This window comes from Tepidibacillus infernus (assembly GCF_048898065.1).
Taxonomy (GTDB): domain Bacteria; phylum Bacillota; class Bacilli; order Tepidibacillales; family Tepidibacillaceae; genus Tepidibacillus_B; species Tepidibacillus_B infernus.
Map to the genome: position 1 here is coordinate 2110924 of NZ_JBLWFI010000001.1, position 23348 is coordinate 2134271.

Sequence of the window (23348 nt, forward strand, 5' to 3'; positions counted from 1 at the left end):
CAGTATTTAAATGTATATATTTACCAAATGGACAGAATCACCTTTTCTTTAGGTTTTGTCCTTTTGGCTCTAATTCACAAAAACATATTTACTGAAAATTTCGACTATATTTATGCAACGCTAGTGAGTTAAAATAATAAACCCATTTGTGATATTGAAATCTTCAATCGCATGTACTTTTTTATTCTTGGGTATAATTAAGTAACCAGAAAAAAATACTGCCACAGAACTACTTATTACTACAAAAATCATCTCAAAGTTCCATTTTTGCTGTAAGGGTGCCAAGTATAAAGAAGAAATCGATGCTGTAGTACACCAGATTAATAACATTAACCCTATAGGGTTTAAGGGATCTTTAGTTTTCTTATAAAAATAGTAATAGTAAATTATAGCTAAAAGAAATAATATAAATGACAACATAATTATTGAGTCTCTCTTTCTTTATATATAGTCATATCCCTGCAACTATCATAAAGCTTTATATACTCATTATATTTCCTTTCTTTATCATAAAGAGTATTTGCTCTTTCCAACATATCTTCTCTTAAAAAAATCTTCTCTTTAGATCTAAGCTGTTGTATTTTTTCTAGTAATTCGTTAGGGTTACCTTTTCTTATAACAAAACCCGTCTTTTCATCTATACTCTCAGGGCTTCCACCTGTATCAAATGTGATAACAGGTGTACCACAAGCTAATGCTTCTAAGTTAGTCGTTGGAAAATTATCTTCTAAAGTTGGGTTTAAAAATACATCTGCTGCTGTATAAATCTCGGCTAGCTCTTTAACGTTGCTAGTTCGTGTAATCCCTATGATGTTTTTAGGCAAATATTTTCTTTGTTTTTCTGACAAACCAACTAAAACAATAACTTCATCATTTTTAATCTTCTTAGATAACTCTATGAAATATTTAAAACCCTTTCTGCGATTCCATGTACTGGCGACACCAAGGATAATAAACTTATCTTCCAAATTAAATCTTTCTCTAAAATCACTCTGAGTAGGTTTGAACACGTCCAAATCAATTCCATTGTTAATAACTTCAACAGGATATTCTCTTAAATATGACTGCTTTACTAGACCAGCCAACCATTTTGAAGGTGTAACTATTGTGAGATTCTTAATGCCTGTGAAAAGTTCCTTTTTCTTAATGTAATTGTCTTTTGAATTATCTATAATCACACTCGCTGGATATGAATTTTTCTCAGGACAATCGTAACAACTAGTTTTCCATTTATCACAACCTACATAATCAAAATAAGCGCAGTGACCTGTAAAACTCCAACAATCGTGAAGTGTCCAAACAACAGGTTTATCTGCCTTCTTCAAATAATCAAATAAAACCTCAATATTAATATAGTATCCATGAATATTATGCAAATGAATGATGTCTGGGTCCAATTCTTTAACTTTTTCGATAAACTTTTGAGTAGCCTTCTTCGAACCAAATCCATGCTTATCAAATATTCTAGTTAAAGCTACGTGTTTATAATTATCTAACTTACTACCTATCTTAATCGGAGTATCACAATTCTTAGGCAGATCTCTCCCGTATGCAATATAGCTTTCATGACCTTGTTCAATTAATATATTATGAATGTCAGTAACAATCCTTCCTGTACTACCAATTCCGCATACTGAATTAATTTGTAATACCTTCATTAAATCCCCCCTAGCTTATCGTATAATATATTGTAAGTATGAATATATTACATTCGCAAATTTACTGATAAATTGTATTTTCCTAACTTATTCCTTTTTTTACCCAACTCTTCACTCAAAATCTTCTTATTTATCATAACTTTATTTTTTTTGCTTTTATTAAGATTAAGTACATATCCAATATAAAACGCTAAAATTGGTGAAGCAAGTTGGATTGCCGAAAACATTATTATGGTCAAAAAAACACTGTTTAGTTTGTTATTTCTATGGTAAGTAGCCCTATATACTATTAAAAAGATATTTATCACCATAATAATGCCTATTATACCCAATTCATATATACCAGCACCATATCCGCTCATTATCCTTCTGTAACCAAATACTTCTAAAGCTCTACTATACCCATTCGGCATTAAATAAGACCTAAATGCCTCCGTTATTGGAATGTAAATATGGTTAAATCTAGATCTTACGCTTGCATCGGCTGAGTACACTTCCTGTGGATTTGACAAGATTGATCCTAACAATACAGTTGCTCTACTATTTGGATACATATTAAAATACATTGTTAGGCTACCAACAAATAACAATGCAATTATTACCACTTTTCTTATGTTAGATATTTTTAAGCTCAAAATATATTTGCCTAGTAATAATCCAACATAAATACCAAGGTACACCATTGATACGGCTGACTGCGAAAAAAGAAAAAGTTGGACTAATAAGTTCACAATGTATAAATTTCTCTTCTCTTTAAAGTCTAGGACAAACAACAAAGCAAATATAATCATATACCCATAGAAAGAAGGTTCAGATGTAAGATTAGTAATACCGCGTCCAACGCTAGTCCTACCACCTGCTACTAAAAATAATAAGAAATCACTCTTAATAAACTTTTGAACCAAACCAACAATAAACCAAATATTTATAATTATTTTAAAATATTTTTCATCTACTCCTCCGATTCGCTTAATTCCAAGATAAGACGCATATGAAATTACTGTTATGCTCAAATAATTGAACAAACTCCTAAGTTCTAACATCCCATATTTACCAAAAATAATAAAAATAACTACTGAAAGTGCTGACACTAAGAATAGTGGTGCTATCAGCTTTGGAATCTTATAGTTGCGATTAAGTAGAATTATCATTACTGCAATCACAAATGCATAAGGCTGAGTATCAGTACCAATATTTATAAAACTTACAAATGGAAAAAAGGATAAGAACATTAATACGTATATAAGCTTTTTCATTATCAACCAATCCTAATTTAATGTATTTTAAACCTTATGATATGTTATATCTCCAATTAGCGTATTCAGACTCGCACAAAATCATTTTTGAAGTCCTTATTATTTCCCCCAAACTACTCTATTCACATAATCTGTATAAGACAATATAATCCTCAGCACCTTGTCCGAAACATTAGGCATACTATAGTCCTCCACGAGCCTTAATGTGCCCTTTCCTTGTGTCTCTAATATCTCTAACCCTTGAAGTATCCTTTCCTTGTTCAGCCCAACCAGCATTACCGATGCTTCTTCCATAGCTTCCGGTCTTTCATGGGCTTGTCTTATGTTCAGGGCTTTAAACCCAAGAATTGATGATTCTTCGCTTATTGTTCCGCTGTCGCTTAATACAGCTTTCGCTTTAGTTTGAAGTTTGACGTAGTCATTAAAACCTAAAGGTTTCATCGTATTTACTAAAGGGTTAAACTTAATATCTTTAGTATCTATCATTTTTCTTGTTCTTGGATGGGTACTTACTATTACCGGCATTTTATATTTCTCTGCTAAAGCGTTTATGCTATCTACTAAATTCAAAAAGTTTTCATCTGAGTTTATGTTTTCTTCTCTATGAGCCGATACTACAAAATATTTTTCTTCTTCAAGCCCTAATCTTTCCAATACATCTGATTTCTCAATATCTTCCTTTCTTGAATTGATTACTTCAAACATGGGGCTGCCAGTTTTTATAATTCTATCGGCCGGAAGTCCTTCTTTTAATAAATACTCTCTTGCTATATCGCTATAAGGCATATTAATATCGGATATATGGTCTACAATCTTCCTGTTGGTTTCTTCAGGAACTCTTTGGTCAAAGCATCTGTTTCCTGCTTCCATATGGAATATCGGAATATGTCTTCTCTTTGCTGCAATGGCACAGAGACAGCTATTTGTATCTCCTAGAACTAAAAAAGCATCTGGTTTTACTTCGTCTAAAATAGGATCTATTTTAATTAAAATATTACCTATAGTTTCCATAGGCGAACCTGTTGCTGCATTTAAAAAATAATCAGGTTTTTTTAGTTCCAAATCTTTGAAAAACACTTCATTTAATTCATAGTCATAGTTCTGACCTGTATGGACTAAAACATGTTCTATTGCTTTTGTTTCATCTAGTTTATTGATTACAGCTGACAGCCTAATAATCTCTGGTCTGGTTCCAACAACTGTCATAACTTTTAACTTCTTCATATGTTATACCTCCAAATAGTAAATATCCGGCTTTTCTGGATCAAAAGCTTCATTAGCCCACATTATTGTAACCATATCCGTGTCCCCTAGGTTTTCAATGTTATGGGTATAACCTGGTGGTATATCTACAACTTCCAGTTTATCCCCACTAACGTAATATTCGATGGTTTCATCTGAATCGATTTTTCTAAAACGAATAACTCCCTTTCCACTAACTACAAGAAATTTTTCATTTTTTGTATGATGCCAGTGATTTCCCTTTGTTATTCCTGGTTTAGATATATTTACTGAAACCTGTCCTCTGTCTGGTGTTTTGATAAACTCCGTAAAGGAACCTCGATAGTCCACATTCATTTTAAGTTCGTAACTGAATCGATCTTTAGGCAAATAACTTAAATATGTGCTATAAAGCTTCTTTGTAAATGCGTCAGACATATCTGGAATAGTACGTTCCTCACGGCTCTTTTTAAATGAATAAATCAAATCTACGATTTCTCCCAAAGTAATGGTATGCACTACAGGCACTTCACAAAAATCTCCAACTGCATTTTCTTTGCCGTTTAAAGCATTAATCAACTCATTTACCACATCATCTATATACACAAGATTCATCACAACACTTGGATCATTCACTGTAATAGGTAAATCATGGGCTATATTATAGCAAAACGTTGCTATAACACTGTTGTAATTTGGTCTGCACCATTTACCAAAAACATTAGGTAGTCGATAAACAAACACTTTTGCACCTGTTTCTTTACTATATTTAAAGAGCAAATCTTCTCCTGCTTTTTTGCTTCTTCCATAAGAATTATCTAATTCTGCTTGAATAGATGATGAAATCATAATTGGGCAGTTATTATTATATTCTTTTAATGTAGCAAGCAAAGTTGATGTAAAGCCAAAATTCCCTTTCATAAACTCTGATTGGTCTTTTGGTCGATTAACACCTGCAAGGTGAAAGACAAAATCAGCTTCTTTGCAATACTCATCTAATAAAGATGGATTCGTATCCTTAGTATATTCAAGGATATCCGTATATTTTCTATTTTTTAATTCGGCAATAAGATTTTTTCCTATAAAACCCTTTGCCCCAGTTACAAGTATTTTCATACTTTACTCCAACTTTCTAACTCTTTTCTAACATAGTCTATTTCTAATAGTTTTTCTTTTATTTGTTTTATATTTAAACGTTCTGTATTATTCGAATTATATTCAACCTCTGTAACTAACCGCTGATCTCCTTCTATAAAGTATTTATCATAATTAAGATCTCTTTGATCAGCTGGTACTCTAAAATATCCCCCAAAATCCTCAGCTACTACACGTTCTTCTTTTGTAAGTAGAGTTTCATATAATTTTTCCCCATGACGAGTACCAATTATCTTAATCTCATTATCAGCGTTAAATAATTCTATCAAAGCTTGAGCAAGGTCTCCAATTGTAGACGCTGGAGATTTTTGGACCATAATATCCCCTGCTTGGGCATTTTCAAAGGCAAATACCACAAGCTCTACAGCTTCTTCAAGACTCATTAAAAACCTTGTCATATTAGGATCTGTAATTGTTAATGGTTGTCCACTTTTAATTTGCTCAATAAATAATGGTATGACTGACCCACGAGAGGCCATCACGTTTCCGTATCTTGTTCCACATATTAGGGTTCTATCTGGAGATACTGTTCTTGATTTGGCCACAAATACCTTTTCCATCATCGCTTTAGAGATTCCCATTGCATTGATAGGATAAGCTGCTTTATCTGTAGAAAGGCAGATTACCTTTTTTACACCATATTCTATAGCAGCTGTAAGTACATTATCTGTACCTAACACATTTGTCTTTACTGCTTCAAGAGGAAAGAACTCACAGGATGGAACTTGTTTTAATGCAGCTGCATGAAAAATATAGTCTACACCATGCATGGCATTCTTTACACTGGCAAGGTCTCTAACATCTCCTAAGTAAAACTTAAGCTTATCGTTTTTATACAACTTTCTCATATCATCTTGTTTTTTTTCATCACGTGAGAAGATGCGAATTTCTTTTACTTCAGTATCTAAGAATCTTTTCATTACAGCATGACCAAAGGAGCCTGTGCCTCCAGTGATTAGTAGTGTTTTATCTTTGAACATATTAAACATCTCCACTTAAATTATTTTTTGTAGTAAACGATTTAATCTCTCTATATATCTCTTTTTAGAGAAGTTTTTGTCATAGTATTTTCTTGCGTTTTCACCATAAATAGAATGTTTATCTTTTTCTTTTACAAACTTTCTTATGTTATTAGCTAGTTCTTTATAGTCTTCTGCTGGAGCACATAATCCACAATTTGCTTCATCAATCACGATTTGTGTTTCTCCATTTATTGCCCCTATAATTGGCTTTCCTGCTGCCATATAGGACTGAACTTTGTTGGGCAATGTATAGGAAATCACTTTATTATCTTTTAAGGTAATTAGAAAAGCATCTGCCATTTCGTAAAATCTAGGCATTTCCGAAATAGGATGTTGCCCGTGGAAGATTACATTTTGAAGCTGTAATGTATCGGCTAATTCTTCACATTTTTCACGAGAAGAACCATCACCCACAATATGAAACTTTATGTGATGATCTTCTCTAAGCTCATTTGCAGCATAGATAATCGTCTCTACACTTTGCATTTCACCTATATTCCCTGCAAAGACTAAGTTTACTGTTTCATCAATTCTATTTGTGGAACGAATATTCTCAAATAAAGCTTCTGCGTATACTGGAAGGTGAGTAATGTGATCATATATATCTAATGTGTGGTTAAAGTATTCTTCAAATAGTTTAGAGCTTGTGAATATTTCATCTGCACTCTTATAAATCCACTTGCTTAATTTTAATAAAATACTATATATTTTACTTTCTGATGAAATACCAGCAGATACTATACTTTCCGGCCATAAGTCATGACAGTATATAATAAGTGGTTTTTTTGTAAGTTTTTTTAATAAAATACCTGGCAAAGCCATTGTTACTGGTGAAAGTTGATAAACTAAAATAAGATCAAATTCTTTCTTCATAAATATAGCTTTTAGTGTAGAAGATAAAGCAAAACTAATATAGTTAAGTGCTAACTTTTTGACTCCCTTTCCTCTTCCAAGAAGCCAAGAACGTATAACTTTTACCCCATTGATCTCTTCAGTTCTATTTTTAAAACCTCTATATTTACTATCTATAACCCCACTAGGGTAATTTGGAAGACCTGTGAGAACCGTTACTTCATGTCCTTCTTTTGCTAACTCATAACAGATATCATTGACCCTAAATTGTTCAGGATAGAAATATTGACTGATTACAAGAATTTTCATTGTTATCTTCCTCTTTGCTTACTACGCAAATATTCCTCTACTTCCCCTTTAATACCTTTTTGGAAAGATAAAGGTGTATACCCAAAGTCCTTAGCTGCTTCATCATAATTGAAGTCTTTATCTTCTTGCATTCTGAGTACTTGCTCAACAGAAATAATAGCCTTTTTATCTATTGCATTATATACTTTGGCTGCTAAGATAGAAATCCATAAAGGTACTTTTACAATGATATTCTTTCTTCCTAACGTATCAGAGACAGCTTTAACTAAATCTATATATTTAATAGGGGATTTCCCAGATAAGTTGTATTCTTTATTAAAAGTCTTATCTTTATTTACTAAGACATCATAATAGGCATAACCCAAATCTTTAGCATGAACTGGCTGCATTAGGTTCTCACCTTTCCCAAACATAGGGAAGAACTTATGTCTGTATAGGTAATCAACAAGCTTATACATATTTCTATCTTCAGAGGATCCATATATCATTGTTGGTCTTAATACGGTAATGCCTATTTGTCCACGCTTTTTAAGTATTCCATCTTCGATTTTAATATACTCTTCCGATGCACTTTTATATTTGGAGTATCTTCCTGTTGTATGAACAAGAATTGCCCATTTCACATTATTCTTTATTGCAGCATCCATGACGTTGTTTGAAAATAAAATAGAGGAAATATGTACAACTGTTTCAACTCCTGCCATTGATGATACCAATAAAGCTTTGTCCTCTAGACTTCCGTATACTTTTTCTATATTAAGCCCTGAATGATCAAGGAGTTCCGTATTGCTATTTTCTCTTACCAAGCATCTAATTTTACCTTGATAATTCTCCTTGATTAATCTATCCAAAAACCATTTACCAGTATGTCCTGTAATTCCCGTAACATAAAGCACGATATGATCCCCCTTAAAGATTCTCTTACATATACCGAATTATCCAATTATAGAGATACCTCTTTCTTCGACTCACTAGTTCCTTCTTTTATCCCTTCACTTCGTAGGACACTAAATACTGTTTTAAAAAATATCTTTATATCAAAAGCAAAACTCATTCTTTGTACATACTCGCCATCCAGACTTGCCTTCACTTCTATAGGAAGTTCATCCCTGCCATTAATCTGTGCCCACCCAGTTAGCCCTGGATACACAGCATTAGCTCCATATTTATCTCGTTCTGCTATAAGATCATCCTGATTCCACAGAGCTGGTCTAGGTCCAATAATACTCATTTCACCTTTTAAAATATTAATAATCTGCGGTAACTCGTCTAAGCTAGTTTTCCTAAGAAATTTCCCTATTTTTGTGATGAACTGATCTGGATTCTGGAGCATATGAGTAGGCATGTCCTTCGGTGTATCTGTTCTCATAGTTCTAAACTTTAATATATAAAAGTATTTCTTATTCTTACCTATACGCTTTTGTTTGAAGAATACTGGACCTTTGGAGTCTAGTTTTATTATTATTGCAATAATTAGAAAAAGTGGCCATAGTATAAGCATTGCAATAAGGGATAATATAAAGTCTAAAATACGTTTAAATACTGGATAGATTCTCATATAATCACTCTTTCAACCTCTTAACTAAATATAACGAATGCGTAGATACAATTTTTTACATTACAATACAATTTAATAGTCTTCTCCTAACGTAATCAAGAATCCTGCTCATTTCGACATTTTTATCATAAATTTTACAAAAAAGTACTAATTTCGTGATTATATTAACAATATCTATTATAAAACTGATAATTTTACTATAGTAGAGTTCTATTTATAGAAATGGTGGTAAGCTTTGTAATCGTAAAAGAGCACCTTCTTTTATTATGAAAGATAGGTGCTCTTTTCTCATTATTTAGATTTTATCTTTGTCCGTAGGTCTTGAACTTTTCTAACATAACTTTCATTTCTTCATCAGATAAGATGACTGGATTGTAAAAACCATTAACCTATGTCAACGGTCTGTGGCCTTAGCATCGCTTCTCTTTCATCTCGTTTTTGTTCTCCTCTTCTACGAAGTAGCCGAACATATTCTTCAAAATCTTTAATCTCATTTTCTATTTCATTAGGTGATGGACGATTTATATCCAATGAAATAGACTTATCGTGTCCTATCATCCATTTAGAACATTTACTCATACCAATGTCAATTTTTTTATAAAAGAGCACATATTCTACTAACGATTCCCACGTTTCTCTAAATTAGTTCGTTCTTTAAATATTTTATACATTCCTCAACTCTCATAGCATGCCATGGTCTGCTATCGGTCGACACACCTACCGAATTACCTATCCTTCTTCATCTACTAGGTTTTCTTTAGATACAATATTAACATCCTTTTTTGCTCCCTTATCTATTACAATCGTTATATTAAAATGTTTCTTTAAGATAGAGGCAGGTAATAGGATCTTTTTACTTTCCATGATGGTTTCAATGCCAACAGTAATGGCTTGGTTCACTTCTAGTCCATTCTCTCTTAAACCGTTAGCTTGAATATAAGTCAAAGGTGAAGTGAATTTGACTAGAAAACACTACCAAAATCGAAGAGGTGTCTCCTACATGATAGAGCAAAATCGTTTAAACAATCAACTACTAAATGAAAGCAATCACGCATTTTCTGAATTAAATGTATTACACACTACTTGAGAAAAGCTGGAATTAAAAAGGGGTTCATTACCTGGCTAGGTTAGTTAACCATACCACGACTGTCTTTTCATGATATATTCTTTAAAATTACTTGAAGATGTCATTCAGAAGTCTAATCGTAAATTAACAAAATGGATCAAAAGTCTTCTGGTCTTGACAAGCAGCTAGCAATGAATGGAATTGCAAATGCATAAAAGCTTCCGCTTTCGATGAAATGCGAAACGTCTTATCTTCCGAATCGGCAAAAAACCGCGCTGTAAAAACTTCTTCCCCGTCATTTATGAAAATTTCAATAGATGACGAATCGAGATACATGTGTAATTTACGCAGCTGATTTACCATGCATTGCCTGCTTTCCAACCCGCTGCCGTCAAATTTTTTTCTCTCCATGATGAATAAATTTTTATTTTTGTCGTAGCATAATTTAATATTGTTGCGAATCATAATTTCTAACCGTCCATTTGTTAATGAATGCACATTTATCGTTATTTCTGATTGTGGGTGTATCATCATAAAGTATTCATCGTTTTCATTGTTTAAAACAAGATTTATAATGATCGGTTGGCCACTTCTTAATTTTTCCAGCTCTTTAATTGGCATTTGATATAAATGATCGCCAATGACTTTAATTTCTCTAGGAATAGTTAACGCGTGAATCCAGCCTTTTTCAATAGTTGGATGATATCGTTCATTATCATCCCCCATCCCCATCCAAGCGATCATTATTCTTCTATTATGGTGATCTACGAAAGTTTGCGGTGCATAAAAATCAAAGCCGCGGTCCAATTCCGTAAATTCTCCATGTTCATAATGGTTTGTATCAGGAAGCCAATGGCCGACAAAATAACCCGATTGATATAGGTTTTTGTAATTCAATCCTTGAGGTTCCAATCCTTGAGGACTAAACACAAGGATATCTTTCCCTTGAGATTGGAATAAATCTGGACATTCCCACATATAACCAAATTCACCTAAACCATTCCAATTGCTTCCTGCAATAGGACCCAACATTTTCCAATGGTATAAATCCGTTGAGGAAAATAAAACCGCTTTTCCATTTAAAGAATTGCTTTGGCCACCAATAACCATATACCAACACCCGTTCTGTCTCCAAACTTTTGGGTCGCGGAAATGAGGGGTATATCCTTTTGGGACGTTGAGGATCGGTCCTTTTTTTTCAAAATGGATTCCATCTTCGGATACAGCTAAACATTGATATGATTCTCGTTCACCATTTTGATTTTTTACATTTCCTGTATAAAAAAGGTACATCTTATCATTATGTTCGATAGCAGAACCTGAGTAACAGCCATTTTTATCGTACCATTCACTTGGTACTAAAGCTGGAGGTTGTTCTTCCCAATGCAATAAATCCGTTGAGGAAAAATGCCCCCAAAATTTGATTCCATGATTTGTTTCGAACGGATTCCATTGATAGAAAACGTGAAATCGTCCATGAAAGTATATAAGGCCATTGGGGTCATTCATCAGCCCAAATGGAGGCGATAAATGATAACATAGTCGATAAGGATCATGAGTATATACTTTATTTTTGCTTTTTAATTTATTTATTTTTTCTAACAATTGCAATTCCTTTGTCATTGACATACTCCTGTTCCGATCGTTCAACACTCATACAAATTTATTTCTTGTTTTCCGCCAGCATTTTGTCAGAAAATCCAAATAACCAAGTTAGTATAAAGGCTGTTCCTATTGCGGTTAAATTAACTAAAATATATGGGAGAATTTGCCCGTTTAAATAAAGCAATGTTCCTGGAATAACGGTTATAGCCATCCCAGTAGCTTTTAAACCAAGCATTGATGCTAAAAACCCTCCGACTCCACCGCCGATTAGCCCCATTACAAAAGGTTTGATATAACGAAGATTTACACCAAAAATCGCTGGTTCTGTTATTCCCAAAAAAGCGGATAATGACGAAGACAATGATAAGGCCTTCAATTTAGACGATTTCGTTTTCAGTCCTATTGCCAAAGCTGCACCACCCTGTGCCGCAACTGAACTAGTAATGATGGCATTATAAGGATTACTTTTAAATTGTTCCAATAATTGAATTTCCAGCATGTTAAATATATGATGTACACCCGTCACAACGATAATCTGATTCAATGCGCCGATAATTAATCCACTAAGGCCAAATGGAAGGGATAAAAGGAATACCGTTGCAGCCAAAATATATTCTTCCGCAATATGAAAAATAGGCCCAATAACAAACAGCGCCAAAGTGATCATGATTAATAGCGTTAAAAATGGAGTCAGAATTAAGTCTAACACTTCTGGAACGCGTTTACGTATGTTTTGTTCTAATTTTGCTCCGATAATGCCGGCAATAAAAGCAGGCAGAACCGATCCTTGATAACCTACTACCGGAATAAAACCAAAATATTTAATTGGTTCGATATCGCCTCCTGCAACTCCCCATGCGTTAGGAAGGGAAGGACTAACCAACATAAGGCCTAAAACGAGACCGATCAAAGGTGTGCCGCCAAATACGCGAAATGTTGACCAAGCAACTAATGCCGGCAAAAATATAAATGCTGTATCAGTTAGAACTTGGGTAAATAAAACGAAATTTTCCGGAATATCAGCCGGGGATAACCCGAATAAAGCTAATATTTGTTTTTGCATGACTAAACCACGCAGCCCCATAAACAATCCAGTAGCAACCAGTGCTGGAATAATTGGCACAAAAACATCCCCAAATGTCCTAATTGCCCGCTGAAACGCGTTCCCGCTTTTTGCAGCCTCGCTGCTTTGTTCAGATTTCGTTTTGCCGCTTACACCTAATTTGATCACTTCATCATATATTCGATTGACTGTCCCAGTTCCTAAAATAATTTGGTATTGACCAGAATTAAAAAATGCTCCCTTCACTTTGGAAATATTTTCTACTTTCTCTTGATCAATTTTCTCTTTGTCTTTAATCAAAAGTCTTAAACGTGTGGCGCAATGGGCAGCAGAAATTACATTTTCGTTTCCGCCAACTGCCGCAAAAATTTCTTTAGCAATTTGTTTATTATCCGACATCATTTTTCACACTCCCACATCATTAACAAATATTTTGGTTTAGACGTTTTGGTAAAAATGAGGAATCGATTCCATATTGAACATTTTTTAGATGAAATCAATTTCTAATTTATATGAAATCGATTTCATCATTTTAATTATATACTATCTCTTTCAATCAGTCTATACCCTAACGTGATTTTTTGTTCGTGAACCTTTTTTCCTTCAATCTGCCAAAGAAGAATTTCTGCTGCCTTTCTCCCTGCCTCTTCATATTCTAAATCGATCGTTGTCAATGCAGGGGAGTAGATTTTCGATAGATCCGAATCACCGATGCCTGCCACACTAATTTCATCAGGGATTTTCATGTTTTTTTCTTTTAAATATTGCATGGCACCGATTGCTAAACGATGGGTTGCCGCAAACACCCCATCAGGAAAAACATTATTGTTTTTTGCTATTTCTTCCATCGCCTTATACCCTGATTCTAGCTTAAAATCACGAATGGATATATAAGAAGGCTGGATAGGCAAACCGTTTTCTTTTAATGCATCATAATAGCCTTGTTTTCTTAAAACTCCAACTGAATAGTCTAATTCATAAACTCCGATAAAAGCAATATTTTTTCGCCCTTTTTCAATCAATATATTTGTGATCGTTTTAGCAGCGTTATAATCATCATGAACAATATAGGAGCAATGTAGAATTTCTTGACCAACTGCAACGAATGGAATATTGATATGTTTGATTTCATTTACCAAATTTTCATTAATATTTGTGGCTAACAAAATAATCCCATCGACACGTCTACTTTTTAACAAATTTAAATATTCGATTTCTTTTTCGTTTTTTAAATTTGTATTCGCTAATAATATTTGATAGCCTTTTTCTGAAAAAACTTCATCCATCCCTGATACAATGCGGCTAGAAGTATCTGTACTGATTTTTGGCAAAATGACGCCGATAACTTTTGTTTGCTTCGTTCTCAATGATTTTGCTTGGTGGCTGGGAATGTAGCCGGTTTCTTTAATCACTTTTAAAACTCTTGTTCTGGCTTCATCGCTTACATAACCAGAATTATTTAACACACGGGAAACAGTGGTTCGGGAAACATTGGCTAATTTAGCAATTTCATTGATCGTAATCAATTTGTTCATCCTTTTCTTCATTTTATTTTCAATACAAACTACCACATCGATATAAACCAGTCGTTTTGCCAATTCATTGATTGGCAAACACCTGACTAGCATTCCATTTTTTTATTTTATCACATTATCTATAACATGAGAAAACAACATTTGATATGCTTCTGTATCCATTATCAGCTACATTTACTCTCCTTGTTTCTGATCCTTATTAGGCTTTGTTTTGGTACGCAAGCTCACCCACAAGGATCAGACTCAAACGTAGTTCGTGTATCTTAAGGCACTACAAGCTCCCGTATCGGTCTTACACCTACTACTTTGCGCCCTGCGCACACCATTAAAAAGACCATTAGCTGATATCAGTTAATGGTCTTACGTAAAAATTTTTTGTGCGTTAATATCAATTTCATATTTGACAATTTTTTATTTCTCATTTTCTTGAATCATAGCAGCAATATTCATTGTTGGTAGAATTATTGGTGCTTCACTACCATTATAACGAATGTGATTTGTTGATGATTACGTTTCATAGAATGACTCATGTGTTAAGCTATGGACGGCAATAAGGGAGTAATACGTGAATGTCTGAGATTGAATCTAGATGATCGATCATTTTCTTCATTGTTTTTGCTTTTTCATCTCCAATAATGGCAACAGTTAGCTTATTGAATTTTTTTCTTAAAGCATCATCGGTCATGGGATTTTCGATACTGCCTGTGGCATGCTCAACTTGATGTGTAAAAGTTCTTCCATCTACTGTTGTTAATTTTGCAAAAGCCTGATCCTCTCCTAGATTACGATCTATAATCGGTTTAATTTTCTTCCTAAATTCAATTGTTCTAGGATCTAGAACCTTTTGATCTGCATACTGTTCTTCACTGGCATCACCATCCAAAAAGACAATAGCACCTGTATGATAAATACTAAATTTCCCTTCTAGTCCAGTTTTTGGTTCCTGCTTGCCTGTTAATTCAAGAACATAAGGGTTTACATGGATTTCAATCTCTTTAACCTCTGTGGGTTCAGCATATTGCCTTAAGGCGATACATGCATCTATCGCTGGATGTAAGACAATCCCACAAGCATAAGGTTTGAAAGAATTTTTTAATAACTCCCATTCTTTCCCCCAGTTTGCGTTGACCTTTTCTAGATTATGTTCTGGAGCTAACACATTGGCAAATCCTCTTTTTGCTTCAATTACTTGCTTTGAGCTAGTAAATCCTTTTTCAGCTAAAAGAGCTGCTAATAAGCCATTTTGTGCAGCTTTTCCGGGATGGAATGACTTTGTCATTGTACCAAACATTTCTCTTAAGCCAAATGCCTGTGTCCCTGCAATACCCAAAGCATACAGCATCTGTTCTTCGTCTAAACCAAGTAATAAGCCTGCTGCAATAGCTGCGCCAAACACTCCAGCAGAGCTAGTAATATGCCAGCCTAAGTCATAATGGCTTGGATAAATGGCATTGCTAATCCGAAGCTCTGCTTCTACCCCAAGGATAAAAGCATATAACATTTCTTTTCCTGAAAGATGCTTCAATTCTCCTAGTGCAAAAACAACAGGGGCTACTGGGCCACTAGGATGATGGATAGTATCTAGATGAGTATCATCGAAATCAAATATATGGGAGCTCATTCCGTTGATTAACGTTGAGAATAGTAGATCTGCTTTTTCTTTTCGCCCTAAAATGGTCACTTGTTCGCTAATGTTAAGGTCTTGTTTAAGCTTTAATACGATATCAACAGAGGGGTGATAAGCTGCGCCAATGGCTAAACCTAACCAGTTATAAAGACTCCTTTTTGCATGTTCAATTACTTCTGTTGGAATGCCCTCAAAAGATGTGTTTAAAATATTTTTTACTAAATGTTGTGTAACCATAGAACCTTCTCCTCTCTATTTGGTTTTTACTTATTGTGTCTGTATTTGTTTAATTGCAGAGGCCAATGCATTCCTGATATGATGTCTCATTGCTTCTTCAGCTAATCTAGCATCCCCTTTCTCTAGAGCATGCACGATCATCCAATGTTCCTGTATATTCTCAAGTGGTCTACCTAAACTTGACAAGGAAGTAGACATCATTAAACTGATATGATTTTGCAAAGTTTGTAAAATCGTAATTAAATACTGATTTTCTGTACCTAATGCGATGGTGTAATGAAATTGACTGTTGATTTCAGACAGTAGGTGAATATCTCCATTCTCTATTGCAGTTTCTGCTTGGTCTAATAAATGGCTTAATTTTTCTAGGATATTATTATTTTGTTTTTCTGCCATAAGCCTTGCACCAAGTCCTTCGATCACCTCACGAACCTGATAAAGTTGTATCACTTTATCTTCTGACATGGTTGCGATTTTAACACCTCTATGCGGCTCATTTTCTACGATTCCTTCTTTTATCAATTGTTGAAAAGCCTCGCGAATAGGGGTTCTGCTTATACCTAATTCACTGGCCAACTCTCTCTCTGATAAAATCTTTCCTGAACAATATTTTTTTTGTTTGATTCCATTGTAAATATAATCATAAACCTTCCATTAGATACGACCATAAATCGTCTAAAATTGCCGCCTAACCCGAGTAAAAGCATTAAGGGAATCGAAATAAACATCGCGGCAAAAATGGAATAAGGGATTCTTAAGCCAAAAACCGCTAAGGCAAAATATTCCACTGGGCCAAATGCTAAAGCGATGTTGGCCATAGGAATAGAAGTAAAAATCAACAAGAAGGTACTAACAAATGCCCCTATTGCAGAAGAAAGAATAGAAATGGCTAATGCTTTTCCCGCCTCTCCCCTTAGCGTCATCGGGAAGCCATCAAGGGCTGTTGCTGCAGCTGCAGGGGTACCAGGTGCATTGATTAAAATAGCCGTAATCCCTCCGCCGTATTCTGCTGCCATATATAAGGCAACGATCATTACCATAACCATTACTAAATTGGGTGGTGTTTATTTCTTTTTTCTGTTGGCAATAATAATTTGTAACACTTATTATGTATTTTTCATAAATTAAATAGAGGATTTTGAGATTTTACCTCGAAAATGATAATATATATTTATTATATAAGTATTTTAATAAAATTTGATAAATAGGTGTTGATTCATTATGATTATGGAATTTAGTGTTGAAAATTTTTTATCCTTTAAAGAGAGAGTTACATTAAGTATGGTTGCATCCAAGGATCGTACTTTGATTGAAAATCTAATACAACCAAAAAACTATGCAAATATATTTAAGAATTCCCTAGTTTCAAAAGAATCCTTATTAAAAACAGGGGTTATTTATGGCTCTAATGCCTCTGGAAAAACCAATTTTATCCATGCTTTAAATTTTATGAGAGAATATATCGTAGAAGGTCATAAAATTCAAAAAGGCGATACGATCCCAGTTATCCCTTTTAAACTTGACAAAAAAAGCGAACTTAGACCTAGCTTATTTGAAATCTTCTTTGTTGCCAATGGAGTTAAATATGTATATGGATTTAAGATTGATCAGAAGGAAGTACACGAAGAGTATTTATATTTCTATCCAAAAGGAAGACAAAAACTTATCTTTGAAAGACTTTTGATAAACGGCAAATATGAATATAAGTTTAATCAAGATAAAGAAGAACAAGAAACGTTATCAAAAAGAACTCTTGAAAATCGTTTATATTTATCAACTGCTACAGAATGGAATTATGAACCTATGGCAGTTCCATTTAAATGGTTTAAAGAGAAGCTACAAATTTTTTTAAATGATTCCTTTAATGCAGATCTTACCCTTAAAAGGTCTAAAGACCAAAAATTTAAACATATTATTAATAAATTTCTTTCAGAGGCTGACTTAGGCATTTTAGACTTTGATATTAACTATCATAACTTTTCAGAGGATAATTTACCTGAAAATATGCCTAAAGAAATTAAAGAAATTATTTTTAAAGGGATCCAACAATATCAACAAAAAGACGACAAACTTGGGAAGATTCAATTTAAAGTAACAATTAGTGATGATATTAAGCTATACCATAAAGGAGTTGACTTAGAAGGTAATCAGGTAAAAATTCCTTTAAGCTTAACAGAAGAATCTGCAGGGACGAATAAAATCTTTAATTTAGTTGGTAATTGGATAGATGCGTTAATAAATGGAAAAGTTTTAATTATTGATGAATTAGAAACAAGCCTTCATTCCAATATTATCCGATTTTTGATAAAATTATTTCATGGTAATCATAATATTGGAAATGCTCAATTAATTTTTACTACCCATTCTACTAACTTGTTAAGAAGAGATATTTTTCGCAGGGATCAAATTTGGTTTACAGAGAAAAGCTATCAATTACAGTCCTCTTCTTTATACTCTTTATTAGAAATTAAAACTAGAAAAGATGAAAACTATGAAAAAGGGTATTTAGAAGGAAGATATGGAGCAGTTCCTTATATTGGAGAGGGTCTTTTATGGGACGAAGATTTCATAGAAACTTTGAAAGTCAACGAAGTAGAAAACAAAACACCAGAGAACGTTTAAATAAAATTATTATCTTTTGTGAAGGGGAAAAGACAGAAAAGCTTTATTTCTCAAATTTTAAACAAAGTACCAGATGTGAAATTAAGATACTAGAAACGAATGCCAAAGATGCTGAATCTATTGTTAAAGAAGTAGTAACTTTAGTACATGAACTGCTCAGTAATATCTATAAATTTAAAAGATAACTTTTTATAGAATTATCGTAGAGTTCTATTTTTAGTAATGATGGTAATCCTTTTATTCGATCGGGTAGGAGACTGGCCATTATTTGACCAACCGACCTCCCACAGCACCGTACGTACCGTTCGGTATACGGCGCTTCCAAAGTTTACACGTCACTTCGCAGAATAACACTCACTAAAACTAAGATATCCAGCCCGCTTAAATCGCTCGTTGGATAGGGCTTTTGTCAAGATAGGGCTATGGGCAGTACGCCAATAGCCTTTTCTTGTATTCGCCCACATCCACGCTTGCTCCTCACTCACACCTGCCTTCTTGAGGTTTTCAAAGCGTGTCCGGATTCGTTTCCATCGTTTCCAGGTCACCATTCGTATGCGACTTCTCAGCCACTCATCTAAACTACTTCCTCCGTTTGCTCTCACCGATTCCCATGCCATTTCCAAGTTCGTTCTGTGATACACTTTGTCGATTAACGAATGAACCTTTCGTCCTGTGCCTTCTGCTTTCATGCGTTCCGTGTCCTCCGCCTGCAAGTTTTGGGTCTTTCACATAGGGAACTATCCGTTCCTTGCCGCCTACTCGCGAAACTCACTCCAGTTCTGGTCTCCATAAAGCGAGCCGCCTTCCCCTTCTGCATCACCTTTTGAGTGAGCAGAAGCCAACCGCACCAGGGCGGTTGATCCGAACGTTTCTGTTGTTCGTCCGTTCCAAAGTATTACGCGGCTCTCCGACTTCTCGCCATGCGTACGGTATGCACTTCGGGGTTTCCTTATAACATCCGTTACTGAAACTGCCGCGCGTTCTTTGAAGCGGCGGGCGCGGCACGACCGCTTCGACTTTATTTACCCACTCGTCCTGCAAGTGCATTGGTTTCAGACATGACGAGATCTCCGTTGGTCACATCGTCATCTTCCGTACCATGCCGTCCGCACACACCTTGGTGCGATGGGTGGACTAGAACGCCTTCGTCTCCATAGTGCAGACTCGACCTTGCCCCATCTTTGGCCGACCGGTTCGCAATTCGGGCAGCCCCGTTTCACTACGGCCTGGTACTTCTCCTCAAGCCCTTCAGACTCTGCCTCACGACAGACGCCCTGCCCTCCGGCAACAAAATTGCCGGCCCCCGAGGCATTACCCCCGGGTTTGGATATGAGCCCCCTAGTCCGAGGCTCAGCGGGACTTTAACCCACCTGATGATCGTGCTGCCACGCACGCACTACGACTCGAACTGACTTCTGTGTGTTTAGTTTTACCTTACAGTAAAGGTTACTAAGTAGTGAATATCTTCTCACTATGCAGGGCGAACTAAAAAAACCACCAACTGTTTTTTTCAGTTGATGGTCTAATCATCTTACCCTTCATATAAACTCTTGCAATTGCAATTATTGTAATGTTCCTAAAACTAGTTAATTTCAACATTCTAAACGGTTGGTTGAATTTTATTTAAAGCAATCTCTTCTTCTCCTAGTATTTCAGAGCTTGTCATCTTTCCACTACAAACCTTCACCACATGGTCTGCCAACAATTCACCTACGTCTGATAATGGTTTTTCACCTTTAAATAAGGCAGTTACGTCAAAATCTATATTTGGTTTCATTTTCACTACCGTTTCAGGATTTCCTGATACTTTTATTGTCGGAGAAATAGGGGAACCCATAATATTTCCTTTACCTGTAGAGAATAAAATAATTTGTGCCCCTCCCGCTGAAATCCCGGTCATTGATTCACTTGCTGGAGCTGGTGTATCCATAATAAATAATCCTTTACCCTGTGGGGGTTCCGCAAATGTTAATACATTTTGAATTTCTGTAGTTCCACCCTTTATAATCGCTCCAAGGGATTTTTCTTCAATTGTTGAGATACCACCTGCAATATTATCTGGAACTGGGTTAGCACCTAATATACTAACCCCTCTTTTATTTGCCTCAAGTTCGACATTGTTAACAATCTCAATTATTTTTTCTCCAACTTCAGGTGTTTTCGCTCTTTTTTGTAATATATGCTCAGCACCTAAAAACTCAGATGTTTCTGATAGAATTACCGTACCACCTGCTGCAACAATCATATCTGCGATATAACCGAGAGATGGGTTTCCTGCAATACCCGAGGTAGTATCAGAACCCCCACATTCTACTCCAACTACTAAGTTACTAAAATCAAACTCTTCTTTTTGTTGTTCAGATGCTTCACTTACCATTTGTGCTGCAATTTTAGTAGCTTCAGCAACTGCATCAATACTGTTTCCACAGTCCTGTATACTTAGCGCTACTACATTCTTCTTACTTCTATCTCTAATTGCATCCGCTAATTTATTTGCTGATACTTTCTCAAGACTTATTACAAGTACACTATGGAAATTTGGGTTAGCTCCTATACCAACAAGTGTATTAAAGGTAAGTTGTTCATCTTGGCCAAATTGACCTCTACCATACCAAATTGGGATTGGGATTGTTCCTTTTACTTGGTTAGCAACCTTTTTTACAACACCATTTGAATTATCCATAGCCGCTAAAATCGCTACATTATTTCTTATACCTACAGTTCCATCTGGTCTTCTGTATCCTAAAAATGTTCTATTCATCTATTTTGCCTCCTTTGCTAGATCGCCACGCCCACGAATGCTTTCAATGTTATGAACATGAACTAAATCTCCGACTTTAATTTCATCCTTAGCAATACCGATAACTTCACCATATTTAATAACATTTCCTTTGATTGAAATAGCTTCTAAGGCAACCTTGTGACCTAATGGGATTTTTTCATTTGTTGTAATTTTAAAGCTTCCTTTTGAAGTTTTCCATGTAAGCTCAGTACCTCTCTCAATATGTGTTAGCGCCGTTGCAACATTATCATTTTCATTTAATACTGCAATTAATCTCATATTTAAAACTCCTCCTTTTGTCCCTTTTTCTTTTCTTTATTTAATCTATGAATAAAACTTATGATCGATAAAAAAGCTAGCAATAAAATAAACAGTGCCACTGGTCTAGAAAAGAATCCTGAATAATTACCATCAAAAAGCAACAAAGAACGCCGTAAATTAGATTCTATCATTCCACCCAAGATAAATCCTAAAACTACTGAAGGAAGGGAATAGTTAAATTTCTTTAATAAATAACCTAAAACTCCAAATACAAGCATAATACCAATATCAAAAACTAAGTTTCTTGCCACATATGCCCCTATCATCGAAATTAATAGAATGATTGGGGCCAATATTCTATTTGGAATGGCGACAGCCCGTGCCCAAATATTGGTTGTAATTTGGCCTAAAAACCACATTAAAGCGGTAGCAACTAATAATCCCACGAATAGTCCATAAACTAAATCAGGATTTTTATCGAAAATTTGCGGACCTGGTTGAATGCCCTGAATAATTAAAGCACCTAACATGATTGCCGTCGTTGGGGAGCCAGGAATTCCTAAAGTTAATAATGGTACAAGTGCGCCACCAACAGCTGCGTTATTGGCTGATTCTGGAGCAGCAATACCTTCAGGTGAGCCATTACCGAACTTTTCAGGATTCTTTGATACTCTTTTTGCTTCATTATAAGCAAACCATGAGGCTGGTCCTGCTCCCATTCCAGGAAATACTCCTACAAATGAACCGATTATTGAACCAATACCTATCGCTTTCTTCACTACTTTTAATTCATTAAAACTTATCCCTACCTTAAAATTCTTTGCTTTTATCTTTAATTGAGTATTTAAATCTTCACCGATTAGTTTTAGAACTTCTGATACTGCAAATAGTCCGATTAAAATTGGTAAGAGATTCAATCCTTCGTATAGCTCAGGCATTCCAAAACTGAATCTAGAGTAACCCGTAATTACATCAATCCCAATAGTTGCTATAAATAAACCAAAGAGAGCTGATAATAAACTCTTGCTTAGATAATTACTACTAAGACTAGCCACAGCTGTTAATCCTAATACACCTAAAGCAAAATACTCTGGAGGACCAAATTTTAACGCTAACTTTGCTAAAGGAATAGATAATGTCATTAAGACAATTACTCCAAAAAAACCACCAATTGTTGAAGCTGTTAAAGAATAACCTAATGCTTTACCTGGATAACCTTGTTTCGTCATGGGATAACCGTCAAGCAATGTAGCTACAGCTGCAGGCGTTCCCGGTGTACTTAATAGAATAGAGGAAATAGACCCACCATACTCGGCAGCTTGGTATAATGCCACTAACAATAATAGTGATGCTACAGGCGATAGATTATAAGTAAAGGGAAGTAGTAATGCAACGCCAATTGAGGGACCTAAGCCAGGAAGTGCCCCAACTAACATTCCGATTAAAGTTCCAATGACAATTACAAGGATATTTTGAAATGAAAATACTACGTCAATCCCCAGTAATAAATTTCCCATTA

Annotated in this window: 22 protein-coding genes; 2 read left to right on the forward strand and 20 right to left on the reverse strand. The window is 34.9% G+C overall.

Features of this window, described 5'->3' with window-relative positions; all coding sequences use genetic code 11:
* Positions 1–422: 422 nt before the first annotated feature.
* The 16 genes from TEPIDINF_RS10560 to TEPIDINF_RS10635 form a co-directional block, all read right to left on the reverse strand.
* Positions 423–1658, reverse strand: coding sequence for a glycosyltransferase family 4 protein (locus tag TEPIDINF_RS10560; protein ID WP_421691960.1), 1236 nt, complete (start codon positions 1656–1658; stop codon positions 423–425).
* A gap of 47 nt (positions 1659–1705) precedes the next feature.
* Positions 1706–2914: a hypothetical protein gene (locus tag TEPIDINF_RS10565; protein ID WP_421691961.1), complete on the reverse strand. Its 1209-nt coding sequence runs from the start codon at positions 2912–2914 to the stop codon at positions 1706–1708.
* A 99-nt stretch (positions 2915–3013) separates the two neighbouring features.
* Positions 3014–4138 (reverse strand): non-hydrolyzing UDP-N-acetylglucosamine 2-epimerase, encoded by a 1125-nt coding sequence (wecB, locus tag TEPIDINF_RS10570; RefSeq protein ID WP_421691962.1) that lies wholly within the window; start codon positions 4136–4138, stop codon positions 3014–3016.
* Positions 4139–4141: 3 nt separating this feature from the next.
* Complete coding sequence (locus TEPIDINF_RS10575) at positions 4142–5251, reverse strand: capsular polysaccharide biosynthesis protein CapF (protein WP_421691963.1); 1110 nt, start codon at positions 5249–5251, stop codon at positions 4142–4144.
* The gene (locus TEPIDINF_RS10580) at positions 5248–6270 is read right to left on the reverse strand and encodes a polysaccharide biosynthesis protein (RefSeq protein WP_421691964.1); all 1023 of its coding nucleotides are present in this window, start codon (positions 6268–6270) and stop codon (positions 5248–5250) included. The genes TEPIDINF_RS10575 and TEPIDINF_RS10580 overlap by 4 nt, the downstream gene beginning before the upstream one ends.
* A gap of 15 nt (positions 6271–6285) precedes the next feature.
* Entirely contained in the window at positions 6286–7473 is a 1188-nt protein-coding gene (locus TEPIDINF_RS10585) for a glycosyltransferase family 4 protein (RefSeq protein WP_421691965.1), read from the reverse strand.
* A 2-nt stretch (positions 7474–7475) separates the two neighbouring features.
* A complete protein-coding gene (locus TEPIDINF_RS10590) occupies positions 7476–8369 on the reverse strand; it encodes an NAD-dependent epimerase/dehydratase family protein (RefSeq protein ID WP_421691966.1) in 894 nt (297 codons plus the stop codon).
* A 47-nt stretch (positions 8370–8416) separates the two neighbouring features.
* The gene (locus tag TEPIDINF_RS10595) at positions 8417–9031 is read right to left on the reverse strand and encodes a sugar transferase (RefSeq protein ID WP_421691967.1); all 615 of its coding nucleotides are present in this window, start codon (positions 9029–9031) and stop codon (positions 8417–8419) included.
* Between the two features lie 384 nt (positions 9032–9415).
* On the reverse strand, positions 9416–9610 hold the full coding sequence (locus tag TEPIDINF_RS10600; RefSeq protein ID WP_421691968.1) for a hypothetical protein: 195 nt from the start codon (positions 9608–9610) through the stop codon (positions 9416–9418).
* A gap of 150 nt (positions 9611–9760) precedes the next feature.
* Positions 9761–9931 carry a hypothetical protein gene (locus TEPIDINF_RS10605; protein WP_421691969.1) on the reverse strand — a complete coding sequence of 57 codons (171 nt, stop codon included), beginning with the start codon at positions 9929–9931 and terminating at the stop codon, positions 9761–9763.
* Positions 9932–10241: 310 nt separating this feature from the next.
* Complete coding sequence (locus TEPIDINF_RS10610) at positions 10242–11726, reverse strand: glycoside hydrolase family 32 protein (RefSeq protein WP_421691970.1); 1485 nt, start codon at positions 11724–11726, stop codon at positions 10242–10244.
* A 34-nt stretch (positions 11727–11760) separates the two neighbouring features.
* Positions 11761–13164 carry a sucrose-specific PTS transporter subunit IIBC gene (locus tag TEPIDINF_RS10615; RefSeq protein WP_421692161.1) on the reverse strand — a complete coding sequence of 468 codons (1404 nt, stop codon included), beginning with the start codon at positions 13162–13164 and terminating at the stop codon, positions 11761–11763.
* Positions 13165–13301: 137 nt separating this feature from the next.
* Positions 13302–14291 (reverse strand): LacI family DNA-binding transcriptional regulator, encoded by a 990-nt coding sequence (locus tag TEPIDINF_RS10620; protein ID WP_421692162.1) that lies wholly within the window; start codon positions 14289–14291, stop codon positions 13302–13304.
* A gap of 547 nt (positions 14292–14838) precedes the next feature.
* Complete coding sequence (locus TEPIDINF_RS10625; protein WP_421691971.1) at positions 14839–16164, reverse strand: MmgE/PrpD family protein; 1326 nt, start codon at positions 16162–16164, stop codon at positions 14839–14841.
* Positions 16165–16194: 30 nt separating this feature from the next.
* Positions 16195–16800 (reverse strand): GntR family transcriptional regulator, encoded by a 606-nt coding sequence (locus TEPIDINF_RS10630; RefSeq protein ID WP_421692163.1) that lies wholly within the window; start codon positions 16798–16800, stop codon positions 16195–16197.
* Positions 16725–17210: a tripartite tricarboxylate transporter permease gene (locus TEPIDINF_RS10635; protein ID WP_421691972.1), complete on the reverse strand. Its 486-nt coding sequence runs from the start codon at positions 17208–17210 to the stop codon at positions 16725–16727. The genes TEPIDINF_RS10630 and TEPIDINF_RS10635 overlap by 76 nt, the downstream gene beginning before the upstream one ends.
* Before the next feature lie 175 nt (positions 17211–17385).
* Between TEPIDINF_RS10635 and TEPIDINF_RS10640 the strand changes: the two genes are divergently transcribed.
* Both TEPIDINF_RS10640 and TEPIDINF_RS10645 read left to right on the forward strand, forming a co-directional pair.
* Entirely contained in the window at positions 17386–18786 is a 1401-nt protein-coding gene (locus TEPIDINF_RS10640) for an AAA family ATPase (protein ID WP_421691973.1), read from the forward strand.
* Positions 18717–18971: an RloB domain-containing protein gene (locus TEPIDINF_RS10645; protein WP_421691974.1), complete on the forward strand. Its 255-nt coding sequence runs from the start codon at positions 18717–18719 to the stop codon at positions 18969–18971. The genes TEPIDINF_RS10640 and TEPIDINF_RS10645 overlap by 70 nt, the downstream gene beginning before the upstream one ends.
* A gap of 150 nt (positions 18972–19121) precedes the next feature.
* On the opposite strand, the gene TEPIDINF_RS10650 is transcribed toward TEPIDINF_RS10645, so the two are convergent.
* The 4 genes from TEPIDINF_RS10650 to TEPIDINF_RS10665 form a co-directional block, all read right to left on the reverse strand.
* Complete coding sequence (locus TEPIDINF_RS10650; RefSeq protein WP_421691975.1) at positions 19122–19475, reverse strand: hypothetical protein; 354 nt, start codon at positions 19473–19475, stop codon at positions 19122–19124.
* 911 nt (positions 19476–20386) lie between these two features.
* The gene (locus TEPIDINF_RS10655) at positions 20387–21547 is read right to left on the reverse strand and encodes a UxaA family hydrolase (RefSeq protein WP_068726485.1); all 1161 of its coding nucleotides are present in this window, start codon (positions 21545–21547) and stop codon (positions 20387–20389) included.
* A complete protein-coding gene (locus TEPIDINF_RS10660) occupies positions 21548–21847 on the reverse strand; it encodes a UxaA family hydrolase (protein WP_068726487.1) in 300 nt (99 codons plus the stop codon). It lies immediately after the preceding gene.
* Positions 21848–21849: 2 nt separating this feature from the next.
* Complete coding sequence (locus TEPIDINF_RS10665) at positions 21850–23346, reverse strand: tripartite tricarboxylate transporter permease (RefSeq protein WP_068726489.1); 1497 nt, start codon at positions 23344–23346, stop codon at positions 21850–21852.
* Positions 23347–23348 lie beyond the last annotated feature (2 nt).